Genomic DNA, 18,138 nt, shown 5'->3' with positions numbered 1-18,138 from the left:
TGATTATAAAAGATGATTCTTAATAAGTAAAGTAATCTTATGAAATATTTACCTTACAAAGTATTTGTGGCCACATTATATATATGTATGCCACGCGAAGAATGTTATGACACTTTTTCGTACCCTTTTTCTTTCATACTTTGCAAGTTGTCTCATTATGATTAAATTCACCCTCAATTTCTACTTGAATGGTGACATGTTCTACATGAAATTTTCTCTTTAATACATCCGTTGCTTCTTTCAATACACTTTGCGTTTCATTACCTTTAATAATAAGATGGCAAGTTAATACTTGAAAATCTGATGTTACAGACCATATATGTAAATCATGAACTTCTTTTACAATCGTAATATTTAATAATGTATTTTTCACCTCTTCAGCATCTATGTGCTGCGGTGCGCCTTCCATTAATATATGAACTGTATCACGTGTTACACGCCATCCACTTATAATGACTAAAATAGACACAAGAATACTAGCAACCGCATCTGCGGCATTCCAATCAAAAAATTTAATAAGCAACGCAGCAATAATTGCCCCGACTGAACCTAATAAATCGCCTAGTACGTGTAAGAAAGCACTTCTTAAATTCAAATTACCTTTCACATCTCCGCCTCTCATTAATATCCAAGCTGATAAAATATTAATAAGCAAACCAAGTACAGCAATAATGAGCATTCCATTACTAGCAATCTCAATTGGTTCTGTAAAACGACGAATTGCTTCAATAAAAATGTATATAGAAATGACAATAAGTACGACACCGTTACATAATGCCGCTAACATTTCAACTCGCTTATATCCGTATGTTTTTGCAGCCGTTGCTGTTTTTTCTCCAAGCTTGAACGCAAGTAAGCTCAGCGCTAAGGATACTGCATCACTTAACATATGCCCCGCGTCAGATAATAGTGCTAAGCTATTTGTTACAAATCCACCAATAACTTCAGCAATCATAAAACTGGTCGTTAGTAGGAAGGCAATTAGTAACGCCTTTTTATTTTTTGAATGACCGTGATCATGTGAATGTCCCATACAAATACTCCTTTAACTGCAATATCTGTATGTTAGTATGAAACAAACTCCCCATCTTTATCCCGAATTGACTGCTCGTAAACGTCCGCTTCCTCTGTATACACACTTCGCTATTTTTCAAACAATTCCTTTTTCTCAAATAAAAACAAGACTACTTCTTTTTTATTTTCATATCGTTTACTAATGAAAGAATTTTAAAGGGGGTTACTAAAATGAAACGTTTATTTCTCTGTATGGAACGTGAACTTGTTGTAGTGAAAGAACAATATGGTAACTATGAAACAGCGTATCACTTACAAAATATGCAACCTACCTGTATTGCCGTGGATCCATTTCAAAAGAATCGTGTATATTGCGGAACATTTGGACGAGGTCTATGGTTAAGTGACGATAGCGGAGACTCATGGAGACCAATTGGAGATTCTTATCGTTACTTTGATTTCCCAAAAGAAGATGGTATTTTACATTCTTCGATCACTTCCATTACGATAAGCCCTAATGAACAAGTTAACGGATATGGAGTCGTTTATGTAGGGACTGAACCTAGTGCTTTATTCCGTTCAGAAAATGGTGGTGAAACGTGGACTGAACTTAAAAATATGAAATCATTATTATCTTCTTATACGTGGGCTTTCCCGCCTAGACCTTTTACACATCACGTACGCTGGATTACAGTTGATCCAAACAATTCAAGTACAATCCACGTCTCAATCGAAGCTGGTGCTGTTATTCAAAGTAACGATAAAGGACATACATGGATTGATAAAAAATTCGGTGCTCCTATCGATGCTCATCAATTACTTATGCACCCTGAAGCACCAAATCGCCTTTATGCATCATGTGGTGACGGATTTATGGGCGGACCTGATCGTGCATATCTTGAAAGTTATAACAGCGGAAACAACTGGATTTCATGTAGTGACGGACTTGAGCATCATTATTTATACAGCATGGCTATCGATCCAGCTGATTGCGATACGATTCTCGTTTCTGCCGCACCGAGTGCTGACCTCGCTCATCACCGTATTCCTTATGAATCTTATATTTATCGTAAAACGAAAGATACTCCGTTCCAGCAAGTGCAGCAAGGACTACCATCAGCAATCGGTACAGTCATTTCGATGTTTGCTACAAATCCAGCTGAACCACATACGTTTTACACTTTAAATAACAATGGTATCTTTCAATCTATTGATAGCGGAGAAACGTGGGAACAACTAAACATTCCGTGGAAAGATGAATATAAAACACAGCATCCACATGCATTGCTTGTTACTAGTTCTTAATAAAAAGAAGACTGCCTAACGGTTTCAGGCAGTCTTTTTTTTTATTTCTTTAGGTCAATCACAATATCATCTAATACAATATCTTTACTCTTCGCTTCTTTTTTCGGCACTTCTATTTTCTTCTCTTTCCCATTAACATACTCTACTCCACCATGATTTTCAGGTGTATGAACTTGCAAGTGCACGTGAGGTGTAACGATAAGCTTTGTTGCATTTTCGTTTAACTTTTGGAATGTAGCACTCCAACTACTTTTATGTGGCTCTGCTACTGTACCAGTTCCGCCATTTCCTTCACCTGCATATCGATTTCCTAAATCATCTTTTATTTCTAATTCAACATCTGCACTATCCCATATGCTTCTTAATGCCTTAGATTCTTCCTGATTGAAAAAAACGATAAATGACATAGGGGTTACTTCCATTTTGTCTATATTTACTTTTATGCCTTCTTTTTCGGAAGTCTCATTAACCTTTACTTCCTTTTTTAATTCTTTCGCCTTAGCATAAAAAGTAGAGCGCGGAACCCCTGTCATTTTCGAAATGTCATTTACACTCAAACCATTTTCCGTTCTATTAAAGAATAGGTTCATAGCTTGTTTAACACACTTTTCATCCTGCCCTTTTCGTCCCATATGCTTACCTTGAGCCTTTGCTCTTTCTCGACCTTCTGATGTTCTTTCATTAATCAAATCTCTTTCAAATTCAACAATAGCACCTAACATTGTAAACATTAGTTTTCCTGCAGGTGGAGAAAAATCGATTTGCTCTTTTATAAATACAATCGAGATATCCCTCTTATCTAATTCACGTACAATTTTGTGCAAATCAAAAGTAGAACGAGCTAAACGATCAATTTTATAAACAACCAATTTATCACCAGAGCGCAAATAATCCATTGCATTACTTAACTCTTCCCGTTCACTTTTTGCTCCACTTTGTTTCTCAGTGAATATCTTGTCACATCCGAACTCGATTAACTTATCAATTTGCAATCCTAAATCCTGATCTCTTGTACTAACCCTTGCGTATCCAATTAACGCCACCAAACCATCCCCTTATCGTCCAAAAGTCTCATATGTTTTATACATTTAATTTCAGACTAACTTTTAGATGATAACAAGTAGTGTTTCCAATTAAATTCGAGTCTCTAAATATAACTGTCTAGAAGTTTCAACTTTTAGACAGGGAAGTAAGACATTTATTTTCGTTCGTTGTGTTCGTTTGTTTTATTAGTTCTTAAATCGAATTGCAACTACATTCTTCGTATTTAATAAGTATAAACTTAGAAAACCCATAAACAAAAAAAGAGTACTGTGAAGAAACGCACTCATTCAAAGGACTTTACCAATCCTTACGTTTATCACAATCACAGTCGCGGTCACGTCTACAACGACGATCATCACAATCTCTATGTCTGCGTCTGCAGAACATTAAATCATCCCAAAATCTATTACAATCTCGGCAACGTCTGAAATTACAATTACATCCCATAAATATAATTACCTCCTCTTAACTTTAGGATTCATCATATTCTATGCTAAAAAACAAAAACAGCTTGTTTACTAGTCTACTTTTTGCATTTTAAAGTAATAATAATATTATTTAATCTTCAAATTGCAAGTCTATTTCATCCCTTAACAACAAATAAGACGCCACCCAGATCACGGCAGCGCCTACGATAATTGCTATTGGTTTAATCATTGTTTCTTTCAAGTAATCCTAACTTGTGTTCAATATTTAAAAACGAGTATCCATGTGCGAAACCTACAATTCGAATACCTGGAGCATATCTATGTTCTAATTCCTCATTATAGGTTTTCTTATAATACGCTAATTTAGAAGTGATATTATCGTTGTCATTAATAATAACTTCATCACTTGGAAATCCATCCATTTCAATTTGAACTGCTACATACTCTGTGCCTTCACTTGCAGCTTCATTAAAACACTTTTCCAATCCTTCTAATGTTAAACCCATCATCCATTACCCTCCTATTCAAATGTCCATTTTGTTCAAAATAAAGAGCACCTTACGATTGTAGGTGCTCAAATATATGAAATGGGGCTACCCCATACTCCAATATATGCTTGTCCCTATTAAAAGGTACAAAATAAAAAGAGTACCTGTCATTAGGTACCCTTCAAAAAATAAGTATGGCGCTCCAAGTTTCATCTCATATGATAACTCGTCCCACGAATTCATCATATGCTTGTCTTATTAGAATGTTCACTGGTTTAATGTGTAATTTCTATATAACAAAGACAAAAGCGCCCGTTATGGATGCTTGATTATCCTAAAAATACAGTTGTTGCAGTTTTTATAGCGAGTGCTTTCATCACTTCAAATGGAATATTCCCGCCTTTTTCTGCAATGGTTTGTTTCAATTTATTCCATACTGTATCATTTCTTATTGCTTCTAAAAATTCATGGCCGTCCCATGTTAGAGAACTGGAAATACATTCAGCAGTATTTCCACCATATTGTATGCTATTTTCAGTAAAACCAGCTTGTTCCAGTAATCTCAAATGATATACAGCAACATTAACATCAATATCGTCCGGTATTTCCAAGACATAACTATTAATATCCTGTTCCTCAATAAGTACTAGAAGCCTTCTAATTAAGTCCCTATCTCTCTTCACATTCCCACCTCATTATAACAAAACAAAAAGCCATCACCGAAGTGACAGCTTTCACGGGGATGGGAGAAAAAGCTATTGTTTAATGACATAGGTATTATGGAGTACAATTACTTGTTGTAATGGTTAACTGCCAGCCGCCCATACTACCACCTTCACCTGCGTTATCATCGAAGACGAAAAGCATCCATGTCCCATTGGGATCTGTAAAATTAAAGGAACTCAACATCGAGCCTCCAGATGGTGGTGGGGCACCTGGGAAAGGATCAGTATTTGATACTGAATCCTCATAGTTGGCTGGCTTAAATGTACCGGAGACCAAGGGACTTAAATTAGGTAATGCAGTTAGTGCTAAATCATCAAGTATAAGATTCACGCTGATAACAGTATCCCGGCCTCCTACATCCGACATGATCGTAGCGTTCTGTCCACTCGGTCCCACAAGCATAATATCAATATCTCTCGGTTCGCTGTGATTTAAATCGATAAGTTTCACAGTAACTTTAATAATTTTACCTGTCATACCCGAGACAGCGATCGATGATGGATAAGGTGTGGCTGGACCAGCTTGGGGTATAATAATCGTAGTAGGGTTTAGAAATGTCTCTGTTTGAATGTCACATGCTGGCGGACACAGACATGGCGAAGGACATGGCGAAGGGGGACATTCTGGCGGGCCCGGCGGTATAAATCCTGGCGGACACGACATTACACATTTATGTTTTTGAAAATTGCGATAATAACTCATTTATTTTTCACCTCATATTTTTTATTATTTAGGCATCTAACATCTTATTCCCTAAACATTGTTTTAGAAACGGCACATGTCCACTAGATATACCAAAATTCAAGAGCTTTTTAATTTCTGATAATCCATTTTATTTGGAATTAAAAAAGTTATATTAATCTAACATAAATGCTTATTCATTTTTCTCTTTTTTATAGTATTGTTCTTGATTTTTAGTTGGAAACTTGCTTTTTGTCTGTCGGCTTGGTGAGAAAAGCAAACGATCCGAAAAAAGTTTTGATATTGAGGGTGGAGATTTTTGAGTGGTTTTCTCAAAAATACTACCTGTTCCTTACGGAACTTTTAGCTCTATATATAAGAATGGGATAGAGAAAACGAACAAACCTAATGATAGAAAAGGTTTGTTCGTTTTTCCTTGCTACCGATAATTGAGACGTTATGTAAACTTCACATGTATAGGGTATACATCATTACTTTATATTGAATAAATATAGACAAATACACAAGAAAAACATGCTCATTTTACATTACATATAATAAATGTAATACGTAAAGGAGTTTGATTGTTTATGTCATCAAAAAATAGAAAATACTTTGATCCTTGTCATATGCCTTGTGCGTTTCCTGTTCCTATTCCAGGACCTACCTCCATCGATTTTGATCATAAAAAAAGATGCTTGAGTCTAGTGCAAAATCCCAGTTTTGAAGCCGGTTTAGCCGAATGGATCACAAGTGATAACTTATCAACTATCGGTGAGGCTCCGTTTGAAGGAAACCAGGTGGCTAGGATGCCTGAAGGTGTAGCCCATATGTTTCAGGATGTCTATTTGCCATTCAAAACAAATTGTTCCTTATTTTTAAGTTTTAATGTTTTCGGTGTAGATCCTGTACCCAATCTAACTGTAGAAATATTGTGGCTAAATGCCCACCATCAGGCGATCGCCACTGGATTAAGAATGTTTATTCCCGAGGGCACGATTACTGGCACTAGTAATGCTAGGATTACCTACTTTGACATTACCGACTTCCGCCCTGAAGGCGCTGCCTTTGCAAGGATACTGTTTAGTAAGAGAGAGGGGACTTTTATCGACATAGACCAAGTAATCCTCACCCCGGTTCTTACACCCAATCTGGTACAAAATGCGAGCTTCGAAGTGGGTTTGGCGTCTTGGAACTCGAACACCTTTATACCAAATTTTAGAAAACCCTTGCAAGGTGCTGCGGATGTTATTGCTGCCCAAAGCGGTACACTTTTCCAGGATGTATCCATTGCTGACCAACCTCCTAATTCTCCCTACTTGCTCAGTTTCGGTGCGTTTTCTGAGGGGCTCCTCTTCTTGACTATTCAAGTACAATGGTTGGACACTGCAAACAATATCATCGGATCACCAGGGCTGGAGCTTACGATTCCCAATGAAACATTGAAGAATCAGGAGAGTTACTTAACTTATCTCGATATCACAGATCGTGCCCCTCTTGGAGCTGTTACTGCACGGATCCTGTTTTCCCCGGACATTGGTCCTGATTCGGGAAGCACGTTAAAAGTAGATAAGGTCATTTTGGTCAGGGTTACTTCAACCAATCTCGTGAGCAACCCTAGCTTCGAAGACGACTTAAACGACTGGACAGTAGTGAATACAAGCTTAATTACCGAAGCTGATGTTTATGAGGGGGATGCTGCTGCCCTTGTTAATAATTTTGGTGGTGTAACCTTCCAAGATGTTCCTATTGCTAATGCTGCGGACCATTGCTTCTTGTTTAACTGCGGTATTAGGATCTTCAGATTTGGCATGGGAGGTGCTGTAAGTAACGTCCTGGTTAAGGTGCTATGGCTAGATAACAGCGGCAGGGAGATTGGTGAGGGGCTTAGCCTAGTCTGTTTTGGCCAGAACGATGTACTACAGTTCCCTAAATGGCTAATTTATACCGGGATCACTGAACCAGCACCACTAAATACTGCTGCAGCTAGGATTCAATTTACAAAATTATTTTTTCCAAATGGTTTCTTAGAAATCGACAAAGTTGTATTGGGTCGTTTGGTTTAAGGGTGCCCCCCCCCGACCGATTTGAGAGGAAAATGAATTTTTGGAAGGAGAATCTCAATCAAACTTTTTACTTCAATTCGAAGTAGAAGATGTTGATAAGACTTATAATCATTTAAGAGAAAATGGGATTAAATTTGTTACTAAACCACACGATCGTAAAGAATGGAGATCACGTAGCGCACATTTTCAACATCCAGATAAGAACCTTATTGAAATATATAAAATGCTGTAATTGATTAAGAATTTTTCAACACTTATAATAACTCTGCCTCGATTTATTCGAACAGAGTTATTTGTGTTACTACCGCTAACGATAATTATGTAAATAAGCTGTCCATATGGGCAGCTCATTTACATAATTATCGTTATTGGAAGTGAAATGTGCTTATACATCCAAGCTGTTGATGATAGCTAATATTTGATGATCTGTCCACTTGCCATTAATCTTTACATTTTCTTTAGCTATACCTTCTTTTTTAAATCCTACTTTTTCTAATACACGAATAGATGCTATATTGCTAGGCATAGCTCCTGCTTCAATTCTATGTATTTTTAATTCTCTAAATGCAAAGTCTACAACAAGTTGAAGAGCCTCTGTTGTATAGCTCCTTGAATTATGCTCCCTATCTAAGGTAAATCTCGTATAACAGCTTTGGACGTCCCCCCTAGCAATTTGAGTTAATGAAATGTCTCCGATAAGTTTATCAGTTGCTTTTAAAAAGATTCCAAAAGCGTATACTTGGCCTTCATCTTTCTTTTTAATGCCCGTTCAATGCGTATTTTTTGATGTTCTTCTGTGTAAAAGACTTCTGGGAGTAATGGACAAACTCTTTAAAAAAATTCGCGATTTCTAGTATGTAAGTTAGCTAACTCGCTCGCGTCAGAAATTTTGTAAAGTCGAAGATATATTTGTTGCCCTACTAGCTTCATAAAAACCCTCCGATATCCTTTTAATACAATTTTATTCTCGTCAAATCTTATAAATTCCTTTTGTATATTATATTCATGTTAGGTTAACATAACGTCTCATTATTGGAATTCAATGTATCTAGGAATTTACAAAAACCCCCTCCAGAAAGCTGTATAAACATAAAAGACCGTCCTGATTGTAAACGGGACGGTGGTTTTAAAATAGAAAAGTTTCATTATCTAAGGGATTGAACAAAGATATTTCATTTAATGTGTAATTTATGGAAGCATGAATGGAGACCAGGCAGGTTCAAAAGAATACCTTTTGACAACCGCAAGAGGGTCTGGAACAGTGAGTATGTCAACTCCTTAATGCTCGGTCGGAAAAATCAGCCTTCCGCCGCTTACCATTGACATACACCCAGCATTTCCATCATCCTCAGACAGGATCACCAGGAATAGCTATACCAAAAAATCCGCGATTTCTAACTTGAGCTCTTACTACATGCTCATAATCTCCTATATTCGCAACAATTCGATAATGTATCGGATCTGTCGGTACTATCGGATCTGTCGGTGTATCTACCCAAGTAAACGTGGAGTTAAAGGTATAAAGAGTCTCATCATTCGTACCACTTGCATAGCTTCCAGATATAAGCGTATCTGTCAGCAACATATTATCACGGAATAACTTATACGTAATGGCATTCACGTTAAAAAAAGACCCACTCCCATTTCCATTTCCTGGATCAGCAAAAATTTCTGTGCTGATTGTCGCATTTAATTGGACTCTTGCCCTTGCTACTTCTCGTGCAGGGACTGAGAACTCCATAATTGGAACATCAAGCTTATTTTCCGGAAGATCAATAGGATATGGTTCTGGTGACAAAGGAGTAAAAAATAGACGGGGAGACGGAGGGACTGGTTGATGTACAGGAAATGCACACGGATAACATATTTCTCTCTTATATTTCATTATTAATTCATCCTTTCGTTTGATTATGCTTTACTATATGCATGTACGTAACAGAAGGAGAGTAAGTGTGTACTTTATTCATGTTCAGTTAACATAACCCCACTTATCGGTATCCAATGTATCTAGAAACCTAGAAAAGTACCTTCAGAAGATCAGAAGGTACTTTTCTTTCACATAATCAATTAATTAGTCTTTAAACAAACCGAAAAAACGTTTCCGTTTTTGTTTCTGTATAGCTCTAATGTTTTCAAGCAATAACTGATCTCGTTTCTCTAACTTTTTCTCTATAAAGACTTCTAATTCACCATTCTTCTCCTCTACTTCAGTTAATTTTCTCTCAGTATTAATTAAATGCGGTTATCAAGTCGGAGAAAGGCACATTAAGGTTTTTTTTACGACAATACATCAATATTTTCTTTTTTATAAGTGGTAAGGAATTTTACATTTGGTAACGATATCTAACGGGTTCTGAGCAGCACGATGGACGTCAACAAGGTCGTAGTTTCATTGTAATTGAAAACGCTGCAAAGCAACAAAGATATACTATGATTTGATTTCATCATAAAAGAAATCGAAAGACTCAAAAATAAAAAACTCATATTGCTCTTTCTATAAATCTTATTAGCGGGAATTTCTTTTATTTTTATATAAGTATAAAAAAATCTAATAGAGGAATATACCTCATAAAAGCATCTCCTATTAATAAAATACTGATAATCATAGATTATTGTCTGTAGTTCATTAATAAACTTCTATAAATAAATTTCAAAAACTAGTATACATGCTCATACACAAATGAAAAAAAACGAATATATTAACATTGGATAGTTTTAAAAATCTAAAGTAATTTCAAAAAGGAGATTAGATAATATGAGCGAACAATGTCCAATTAATGTACCTTGTCAGGTAGACGGACAAACTCAAACACCATTAAGTGATGCAGCTGCAACACCAATTCTTACTCCAGGAGCACCGATTGTAAAAATACCAGTTGTATTAGCAGAAAGAACAATTCAAATTGTTGTAGAATCTGATATTTCATTAGATCCTCCAGCAGTTGAAATCAAACGCATCTTAAAAAATGCATTTTTAACACAATGTAAGTTAGTTCCTGTAGCGTTTACTCCAGTAGCAGGTACAAATTACCGCCGAGTTACAAGAGCAAAATTATTTGTACAAGGATATATTCGTAAAAACATTGAATATGCAAATGACGAGTGTAATGGAGTGCTATATGACCGCATTGCTAATGTTCCATTTTCTGGTTTTGCTGATTTAACAGCTGGTGATTTTCTATCACAAGCTATAATAGCAGCTTCCTCAGATACTACGTCTCACTTTATTAATCCTAAAAATGGTGATTTACCACGTTTAGACAAGTACTTCTTCGAAAATACAGTTTTTTATAACGAACAACCATATTGCGAATTAGTCAGCGCTCAATTTTTCGAGTTAGACTTTTCCCCTTGTCCAACAGATTTAAACGAACCATTTGAAAGTCTTCGTGAAAAAATTGTACTAGATCTTACTTTAAAAGTTTTACAAGTACAACAAGTACAAATATAAAATAAAAAGCACTCATTTTGAGTGCTTCTTTATTTTATAAATTTGTAAATAAGAGAACTTCTTATTGTTCAAAACCAACCTACTTAAAATGAAATGTAATAAGTGAGCTTTGTTTTTTACTACCGATAATGAAACCAGCATGGACAGACGTACAAGAAAAACATGCTCATTTTACATTACATATAATAAGTATGATACGTAAAGGAGTTTGATTGTTTATGTCATCAAAAAATGGAAAATACTTAAATCCTTGTAATATACCTTGTGCATTTCCTATTCCTGATCCTATTCCAAGAAAAGGTGGCCTTTGTAATTGCTGTGTTTCACCTATGCAGAACGTTTTACAACAACTTATCGGGCAAACTGTGATTCTTGGCACTATTGCAGACCAACCAAACACGATACCTCGTTTCTATTTATTCACTATTACTTCCGTGAATAATTTTTTAGTTACAGTTACAAATGGCACTACATTCTATGTGGTCAATATTTCTGATGTAATAGGAGTAGGATTTTTACCACCAGGACCACCTATAACATTACTTTCATCTGCAGATTCAGGGTGCGAATGTGATTGTCGTGAACGACCAATTAGACAAGTACTGGATATACGTATTGGTTCTACAGTGGACCTTGTATTAAGTAATGGTTCTACTACAGGAGATTTTAACGTGGAACGAACAGGTCTTGGAATCGTGATAGGTATTTTTTCTATAAACCCATCTCATCCAACCGATTATAGATTTGCTATTTCAACTTGTAAAATTACAGCTGTAAATTTATAAACCCTACTACAACTTAGTTCGTGGTGGCGACGATTATGGGGGAATCACTAAGTCCTATGCGTTTATGTCGCGAAAGTTACTTGGCCATGAGGGTGTAGAAGCTCGTGGTCAAGTAAATCGCTCTTAAAACACTTTCTAAATCACTATCTCTATTTCTTTTTTTCTCGTTGATTATGAATCATGGATAAGTGTACAAGCAAAACATGCTCATTGTACATTACATATAATAAGTATGATAAATAAAGGAGTTTGATTGTTTATGTCATCAAATTATAGAAAACACCCCGATCATTGTTGGAATCCTTGTGCCTTTCCTATTTCAGAACCACCAAGACCTGAGATACAATCAGCATTCAGGGCTGTTAGAAATGGAACTAATGAAGCTTTAACTGTTATTCAAAATAATCCTAAGCAAGTTTTATACCCAAATCAACAATACGATCTAATGAGTGAATATGATGCTAATACTTCCAATTTTAGTCCAGCAAAAAAAGGTATATATTCTATTATTGCAAGTGTCGGATTTACTCCTGATGATCCTGCTGAAGAAGATTTTAGAGTAACATTATCCATCAAGGTAGGTACTGATATAGTAGCCAGTGATAATGAATTTTATGATGAAGGTACAAATAATATTGTATCTGTTTCTACTAACATTCAGTTAAAAGCTGGAGATGTAGTACAAGTATTGGTAACAAGTACCGTAACTGGGAAAATCCTTTCAATTCCTGCATCTACACATTTTGAAGCTACGAGATTTCCATCTCCAACAATGTAAATTAAAAACTAACTTCATACAACACTAATTATGTGAATGAGCTGTCCATATGGGCAGCTTATTATATTTTTTGCTTAGCATGGGGTTTTCCAAAATGCTGGCGGTACCCCATCGCTATCAAGCTAAGGTCTTACACTACCCATAAAGCAAAAAAGGCGTTATCCTTTCTGTAGAATTATAAGAAAGGATCGCGTTTCTTTATGAATCTTTCGATTCTTGATGAACTTCAACCGATTGCTGAAGAATTACAACGACATATGTCTTCTCATGTTCTAGAACACTTAGCCAAAGAAAAAGGATTCGTTCAGCGAAAGAGTAAATATCAAGCACAGGAGTTAGGTGCTTTATGTGTATGGCTTAGTCAACAGGTCGCAAGTACATCACTCACGCAATTATGTAGCTGTCTTGAAGTATCTACAGGTGTTCTTATAAGTCCTGAAGGACTTAACCAACGATCTAATGCTTCCGCAGTAAAGTTTCTTGAACAAGTTCTAGCTAACCTTCTAACCCAAAGAATTCATTCAACACAGGAAATAATTCATCAATATACCACGATCTTTAAGCACATTCGGATTCTAGATTCTACAACATTTCAGCTTCCAGATAAGTTTTCTTCACATTATCAAGGCTCAGGTGGAAGTAGCCATACGGCAGGAGTCAAAATTCAATTGGAGTATGACTTATTGAGTGGGAAGTTCCTGTACGTTTATGTAGGAGAAGGAAGAGAAAATGATAAAACCTTTGGTTCAACAAGCCTAAAAACCATTCAACCAAAAGACTTGTATATAAGAGATTTAGGCTATTTTGACTTACATGACTTACAGAAGGTTCATGATAAAGGCGCTTACTATGTCTCACGTTTGAAATTAAATTCTCGAATCTATCGTAAGAATGATGAGCCAGAGTATTTTCGAAACGGGACCGTGAAGAAAGGAACACTCTATATTCAATTAGATATGGAAGAACTCATGAATCAATTGCCCCCCTGGTCAAACATTGGAAATTTCAGAAGCATGGAAATCTTTCTTTCAAATTCACAAGTGCAAAGAAATCAAGAAAGAACGCTTAGAATGTCATTTATACGGTCAACTTATTAGCATTTTACTCTGTTCATCGACGTTGTTTAAAATACGTCAGTTACTCTTAGATAAGAAAAAGAAAGAGTTAAGTGAGTACAAATCCATTTATATGATAAAGAATTATTATCTATTGTTTTACCATGGATTAAAAAAGGACATCCAAGAATTATTAAAAGTTTTTCTGCGTTTATTTTATCTTTTAGAGAAAAACGGACGGAAATCTCACCGTTACGAAAAGAAAACAGTCTTTGATATCCTAGGCGTTATGTATGATTGTACGTTGTCACAGAGTTTCAAAATTGCATAATATTTTTCAAAACACCTTTTTGATAGGTTTATTTGTTATGCACATTTTTAGTGTAGTCGTAGAAATTCCAAAAAAATACACTCACATATACCCTCTTGATACCCTTAGCTTGATGGCGATGGGGTAAAACCACTCTTTTATACAGAAAGAAATAACAGTATTATTTTCGGTTCTGAAATAAAATCATTATTAGCTCAACCCTCTGTTCCTACTGAAATAGATATGAATGGAATAAATGAAATATTTGGATTAGGCTTATTTCGAACTCCAGGATGTGGCGTCTTTAAACATATTCAAGAAGTTCGTGCTGGACACTCTATAACATTTACACATGATAAAAAAGTAGTTAAGAAGTATTGGAATTTAGAAAGTAAGATCCATACAGACTCTATCGAAGACACATCCTCACACATTTTATCTATCTTACAAGATACTGTTGAAAGACAACTAATATCAGATGTCCCGCTCGTTTGTATGTTATCAGGAGGATTAGATTCTAGCGGTATTGCTGCACTAGCAGGTAAAGAATTTGCAGCGGAAAATAAAACCCTTCATACGTATTCAATCGATTTTGTAAACAGCGCGAAAGATTTACCGAATGCTGATGAAATGGAAACTTCACTATATTTACTATTTTGCGAAATAAAAAAAGGTGCCACAGTAGCTTTATCTGGGGATTCTGCTGATGAAGTATTCGGGGGATATCCTTGGTTTCATCAAGAAGAACTATTATACGTAGATAAGTTTCCGTGATTAACAAACTGGAAAAGCACATCTTCTCTATTATTAAACGATGTAACGAAACAATGTAATCCAGAACATTATATTGATAAATGATTCCAAGAGGCTGTTCTTGAAGTACCTACTCTTAAAGGTGAAAGTAAAAAAGAAGCGAAACAGCGTCAAATGTTTTATTTATTTTTAACAAGGTTCCTTCCGTTTTTACTCGATCGTAAAGATCGTATGAGTATGGCTGTAGGATTTGAAGTTCGTGTACCGTTTTGTGATTATAGATTAGTTGAATATTTATGGAACGTTCCTTTCAACATAAAAAGTATTGATAATATTGAAAAAGGTATTTTACGTAGAGCACTGAAACCGATTTTACCCGACGATGTACGAAATAGAAGAAAAAGTGCTTATCCAACTTCACAAGACCCTCACTACTTACAAACGATCTGTAATTTAACACTTAAAATGTGTAACAATAAAAACAAGCCCGTTTTCTCACTTATTAGCCATTCCATTTTACTTTCAATTGCTGATCAAAGTAATAAAGAGATTAGCAATTTTGAAGTAAGAAGTGCTATGGAGTATATGCTCCAAGTAAATGAATGGTTAAAAACGTATCATATTCATATTGTTTAACAAAAAGGAGTTCAAGGACAAAAATCCTTGAACTCCCTTTTATTTATTCATTCGCGCATTGTTTATTTTCAGTATCAATTGACCATCCAATAATCGTGGCACAATCTCTACCTTTCCACTGAAGTACATTTGTTAATACTGGCTCAATTTGTAAGCAACTTCCGTCGTGTAATATTTCTACTAAAGATTGATCATCATCAAACCTTCGTTTATCACACTCTAAAATGCCGTCCGTTGCCATTACAATGTGATTTGTTCCTGTTTCTAATCCCCGCACACCTGACGTAAAACAAGGTGTATTTGCTGCAAAAATATTTTTTCTGCCAATATACTCGTAATTCTTCCGCTTATTTAATCGTCCTTTTCCATTTTTCGTTTTCTCTGAATGGAATAAATACGCGAAACAATCACCAACTGATAGCCAATATAAAAATTCACCTTTTCGTAAACAAATCAAGCATGCAAGCTCCTCATCATCTTGATCACATTTCTCGATAAATAGTTCATCTGTAAATAACGCTAATAAATACATATGTGTATGATGAAAAGCTAAATGGATTGGGTATGAGAATAACTCTTTTAGTTTTTCTTCTCTTTCTGAGATCGCTTCTATTATATAATGTATATTTTTCGTTTTATGATGTGTATCAAAAATCATAACAAATTCAAATTCTAATTTCGGATCCCACCAAGCTAGCACTGCATCTCCTCTTTCATATGCATCACTCTCTTGATTTCCTCCATATACGCCGACTGAAAGAGGACCACATTTTTCAACATGTATTTGATCTACATACATCTTTTCATGACTAATCCATTTAAATGTATTCACAGCTATCATCCTCTTTCTTGCTAAATGTATACCTTTACACATAGATTACCTTATATTTCAATAAAAATGAACTTTTTCAACATTTATTATGAAAATAGCAGGATTTTAATTCTTACAAAGCGAATATATCTTATAATACGATATAAAAATTAGGGGGAATTATAATATGAAAGACATTAATCCACATTGGGAGACAATATACTACCACTTACGCTATGAATATGAAGACAATCTTTCTCATCAAGCAATTCGTATTTTACAAATCACTTCTCGGGAGAAAGATATAACAATTGGAAAAATTGCTTCTGAACTTGGTTTATCTCATAACACAGCGTCCGAACATGTAAAACGCCTTATTCAAAAAGGATTTATCATTAAAGAAAGAAATAAACGAGATGAAAGAGTTGTGAACCTTACATTAACGAAAGAAGGAATTGAAGCATTAGAAAAACATACTTTGCTAGATAAAGAAAAGATACAAATATTAGAATCAAAGTTATCAAAAGAAGAGCAACAATTAATAGAAAAAGCCTTTTCGTTATTAGCTACGGAGGCAAAATATGCATTTCCTCGTTAAAGTAATCGTTTCCGCACTTATTATCGGCGTTATTACTGAAGTCGCGAAACATTATAGTACGATAGGCGGTTTTATTGCTGCCCTTCCTCTTGTGAGTTTACTTAGTTTATTTTGGATTTCTTTCGAAGGTGGGAGTAAACAAGAGTTAAGTCAATTCGCTTTAGGCGTATTATATGGATTTCCTGCATCTGCATTACTATTATTTATTGTTTATATCGGTTTAAAGAACTCCTGTTCACTTAGTACATCTATACTCTTCGGCATATGTGCCTGGTGTATCGTCTTTACTTGCCAAAAAGTATTTCAAGCTTAGGGGGAATTACTATTAATAGATCCGTAGAGATATTTGGACAAAATGTAGAAGTATATATGAGAAGTAGTAGTAAACAAACTGTAGTCATTCAAACAGGAATGGGCTGCTCATTTTATGATTGGCTTCCTATTATAGAAAAGCTTTCACAAAACTTTACCGTCATTTCATACCATCGCCCAGGTTATGGAGAAAGTGAGCTGGGAACTAATCCATGTACAACAATACAAGCTGCAAAGGAACTACATATGTTACTACATGAACTCTCTATTCTTGAGCCAATCATTTTGATCGGTCATTCCTATGGAGGTTTATGCGCACAACATTTTGCGATATTCCATGAGGATCAAATTGAAGCACTTATTTTAGTTGATTCTACTTCCATGAACTTACACCGATTAGATGAGCTTCATTTACCAGTTTCTGATCAAACCGATTCTGATGATATTTGGCTACACAAATATCATACTTACTCCAACATGGATGCAGATGCACTTTATACTGAACTAAAACCTATGCTCGTCAATACAACAAAACAGCATATCAAATTTTCTACATCTCCTTCATTATATAAAGCGATAGCTTCTGAACTGTCCGAGTGGAAAAATTGTGCTCGCTCAATAAAAAAACAACATAAAACATTAGAAATACCATTAATCGTTATCGGTAGAGATCCTCAATATTCTATTGCCCAATTGATTGAGGGCGGTATGCCAAAAGAAGAAGCTACACAACTTGAAGATATGTGGCAAGAACTTATTCGTGAACAATTAAATCTCTCAATAAACAGCCAATACATTTTGGCTGAACATGCTGGTCACGGAATAGAAAATGATCGACCAGATATTATCATTCAAGTCATTCAATCTTTACACACAAAAAAAGGAAGCAACTAAAGC

14 protein-coding genes and 6 pseudogenes are annotated in these 18,138 nt (G+C 35.4%); 11 read left to right on the top strand and 9 right to left on the bottom strand.

All coding sequences use genetic code 11. The features are described from left to right. Positions 1 to 133 precede the first annotated feature (133 nt). Positions 134 to 1,033 carry a cation diffusion facilitator family transporter gene (locus tag QUF93_RS10765; protein ID WP_289358747.1) on the bottom strand — a complete coding sequence of 300 codons (900 nt, stop codon included), beginning with the start codon at positions 1,031 to 1,033 and terminating at the stop codon, positions 134 to 136. Between the two features lie 212 nt (positions 1,034 to 1,245). On the opposite strand from QUF93_RS10765, the gene QUF93_RS10760 reads away from it, so the two are divergent. After that, complete coding sequence (locus tag QUF93_RS10760) at positions 1,246 to 2,319, top strand: beta propeller repeat protein (RefSeq protein WP_289358745.1); 1,074 nt, start codon at positions 1,246 to 1,248, stop codon at positions 2,317 to 2,319. 41 nt (positions 2,320 to 2,360) lie between these two features. Here the strand turns inward: QUF93_RS10760 and QUF93_RS10755 are convergent, their stop codons facing one another. The 4 genes from QUF93_RS10755 to QUF93_RS10740 form a co-directional block, all read right to left on the bottom strand. Beyond that, positions 2,361 to 3,362 carry a recombinase family protein gene (locus QUF93_RS10755; RefSeq protein ID WP_289358744.1) on the bottom strand — a complete coding sequence of 334 codons (1,002 nt, stop codon included), beginning with the start codon at positions 3,360 to 3,362 and terminating at the stop codon, positions 2,361 to 2,363. A gap of 650 nt (positions 3,363 to 4,012) precedes the next feature. Further along, entirely contained in the window at positions 4,013 to 4,297 is a 285-nt protein-coding gene (locus QUF93_RS10750) for a hypothetical protein (protein ID WP_289360971.1), read from the bottom strand. A 311-nt stretch (positions 4,298 to 4,608) separates the two neighbouring features. Beyond that, positions 4,609 to 4,962, bottom strand: coding sequence for a DUF2513 domain-containing protein (locus tag QUF93_RS10745; RefSeq protein WP_289358743.1), 354 nt, complete (start codon positions 4,960 to 4,962; stop codon positions 4,609 to 4,611). A gap of 94 nt (positions 4,963 to 5,056) precedes the next feature. After that, a complete protein-coding gene (locus QUF93_RS10740; protein ID WP_289358741.1) occupies positions 5,057 to 5,482 on the bottom strand; it encodes a hypothetical protein in 426 nt (141 codons plus the stop codon). Between the two features lie 794 nt (positions 5,483 to 6,276). Between QUF93_RS10740 and QUF93_RS10735 the strand changes: the two genes are divergently transcribed. Continuing rightward, positions 6,277 to 7,752 carry a hypothetical protein gene (locus tag QUF93_RS10735; protein ID WP_289358740.1) on the top strand — a complete coding sequence of 492 codons (1,476 nt, stop codon included), beginning with the start codon at positions 6,277 to 6,279 and terminating at the stop codon, positions 7,750 to 7,752. 25 nt (positions 7,753 to 7,777) lie between these two features. Then, positions 7,778 to 7,984 (top strand): annotated as a pseudogene (locus QUF93_RS10730) (VOC family protein); the annotation flags it as partial. Positions 7,985 to 8,137: 153 nt separating this feature from the next. Here QUF93_RS10730 and QUF93_RS10725 read toward each other — a convergent pair. The 3 genes and pseudogenes from QUF93_RS10725 to QUF93_RS10715 all read right to left on the bottom strand — a co-directional run. Continuing rightward, a pseudogene (locus tag QUF93_RS10725) lies at positions 8,138 to 8,682 on the bottom strand (GNAT family N-acetyltransferase). Between the two features lie 418 nt (positions 8,683 to 9,100). Beyond that, on the bottom strand, positions 9,101 to 9,637 hold the full coding sequence (locus QUF93_RS10720) for a hypothetical protein (RefSeq protein WP_289358739.1): 537 nt from the start codon (positions 9,635 to 9,637) through the stop codon (positions 9,101 to 9,103). Positions 9,638 to 9,823: 186 nt separating this feature from the next. After that, a pseudogene (locus tag QUF93_RS10715) lies at positions 9,824 to 9,991 on the bottom strand (MerR family transcriptional regulator); the annotation flags it as partial. 516 nt (positions 9,992 to 10,507) lie between these two features. Between QUF93_RS10715 and QUF93_RS10710 the strand changes: the two are divergent. The 5 genes and pseudogenes from QUF93_RS10710 to QUF93_RS10690 form a co-directional block, all read left to right on the top strand. Next, complete coding sequence (locus tag QUF93_RS10710; RefSeq protein WP_289358738.1) at positions 10,508 to 11,203, top strand: CsxC family protein; 696 nt, start codon at positions 10,508 to 10,510, stop codon at positions 11,201 to 11,203. Between the two features lie 296 nt (positions 11,204 to 11,499). Then, positions 11,500 to 11,988, top strand: a pseudogene (locus tag QUF93_RS10705) (hypothetical protein); the annotation flags it as partial. A gap of 259 nt (positions 11,989 to 12,247) precedes the next feature. Then, positions 12,248 to 12,766: a hypothetical protein gene (locus QUF93_RS10700; RefSeq protein ID WP_289358737.1), complete on the top strand. Its 519-nt coding sequence runs from the start codon at positions 12,248 to 12,250 to the stop codon at positions 12,764 to 12,766. Between the two features lie 200 nt (positions 12,767 to 12,966). Further along, a pseudogene (locus QUF93_RS10695) lies at positions 12,967 to 14,152 on the top strand (IS4 family transposase). Between the two features lie 120 nt (positions 14,153 to 14,272). Further along, positions 14,273 to 15,520 (top strand): annotated as a pseudogene (locus QUF93_RS10690) (asparagine synthetase B family protein); the annotation flags it as partial. A 43-nt stretch (positions 15,521 to 15,563) separates the two neighbouring features. On the opposite strand, the gene QUF93_RS10685 reads toward QUF93_RS10690, so the two are convergent. Next, positions 15,564 to 16,394 (bottom strand): PP2C family serine/threonine-protein phosphatase, encoded by an 831-nt coding sequence (locus tag QUF93_RS10685; protein ID WP_289358736.1) that lies wholly within the window; start codon positions 16,392 to 16,394, stop codon positions 15,564 to 15,566. A 124-nt stretch (positions 16,395 to 16,518) separates the two neighbouring features. On the opposite strand from QUF93_RS10685, the gene QUF93_RS10680 reads away from it, so the two are divergent. Genes QUF93_RS10680 through QUF93_RS10670 form a run of 3 tightly spaced genes read left to right on the top strand, consistent with a single transcriptional unit; the run spans position 16,519 to position 18,135 of the window. After that, the gene (locus QUF93_RS10680; RefSeq protein ID WP_002118067.1) at positions 16,519 to 16,929 is read left to right on the top strand and encodes a MarR family winged helix-turn-helix transcriptional regulator; all 411 of its coding nucleotides are present in this window, start codon (positions 16,519 to 16,521) and stop codon (positions 16,927 to 16,929) included. Beyond that, positions 16,913 to 17,242: a DUF3147 family protein gene (locus QUF93_RS10675; protein ID WP_002118065.1), complete on the top strand. Its 330-nt coding sequence runs from the start codon at positions 16,913 to 16,915 to the stop codon at positions 17,240 to 17,242. Before QUF93_RS10680 ends, QUF93_RS10675 begins: the two co-directional genes overlap by 17 nt. Continuing rightward, complete coding sequence (locus tag QUF93_RS10670; RefSeq protein ID WP_289358733.1) at positions 17,194 to 18,135, top strand: alpha/beta fold hydrolase; 942 nt, start codon at positions 17,194 to 17,196, stop codon at positions 18,133 to 18,135. The genes QUF93_RS10675 and QUF93_RS10670 overlap by 49 nt, the downstream gene beginning before the upstream one ends. Positions 18,136 to 18,138 lie beyond the last annotated feature (3 nt).

The organism is Bacillus hominis (genome assembly GCF_030348325.1).
Taxonomy (GTDB): domain Bacteria; phylum Bacillota; class Bacilli; order Bacillales; family Bacillaceae_G; genus Bacillus_A; species Bacillus_A hominis.
This window is presented reverse-complemented; position numbering and strand designations above follow the sequence as displayed.

Bases quoted from the DNA above. Each gene is read 5' to 3' on its own strand.
- QUF93_RS10735 (WP_289358740.1), top strand. From the start codon at position 6,277: ATGTCATCAAAAAATAGAAAATACTTTGATCCTTGTCATATGCCTTGT.
- QUF93_RS10685 (WP_289358736.1), bottom strand. From the start codon at position 16,394: ATGTGTAAAGGTATACATTTAGCAAGAAAGAGGATGATAGCTGTGAAT.
- QUF93_RS10680 (WP_002118067.1), top strand. From the start codon at position 16,519: ATGAAAGACATTAATCCACATTGGGAGACAATATACTACCACTTACGC.
- QUF93_RS10750 (WP_289360971.1), bottom strand. From the start codon at position 4,297: ATGGGTTTAACATTAGAAGGATTGGAAAAGTGTTTTAATGAAGCTGCA.
- QUF93_RS10700 (WP_289358737.1), top strand. From the start codon at position 12,248: ATGTCATCAAATTATAGAAAACACCCCGATCATTGTTGGAATCCTTGT.
- QUF93_RS10670 (WP_289358733.1), top strand. From the start codon at position 17,194: ATGTGCCTGGTGTATCGTCTTTACTTGCCAAAAAGTATTTCAAGCTTA.
- QUF93_RS10760 (WP_289358745.1), top strand. From the start codon at position 1,246: ATGAAACGTTTATTTCTCTGTATGGAACGTGAACTTGTTGTAGTGAAA.
- QUF93_RS10675 (WP_002118065.1), top strand. From the start codon at position 16,913: ATGCATTTCCTCGTTAAAGTAATCGTTTCCGCACTTATTATCGGCGTT.
- QUF93_RS10765 (WP_289358747.1), bottom strand. From the start codon at position 1,033: ATGGGACATTCACATGATCACGGTCATTCAAAAAATAAAAAGGCGTTA.
- QUF93_RS10710 (WP_289358738.1), top strand. From the start codon at position 10,508: ATGAGCGAACAATGTCCAATTAATGTACCTTGTCAGGTAGACGGACAA.
- QUF93_RS10720 (WP_289358739.1), bottom strand. From the start codon at position 9,637: ATGAAATATAAGAGAGAAATATGTTATCCGTGTGCATTTCCTGTACAT.
- QUF93_RS10740 (WP_289358741.1), bottom strand. From the start codon at position 5,482: ATGACAGGTAAAATTATTAAAGTTACTGTGAAACTTATCGATTTAAAT.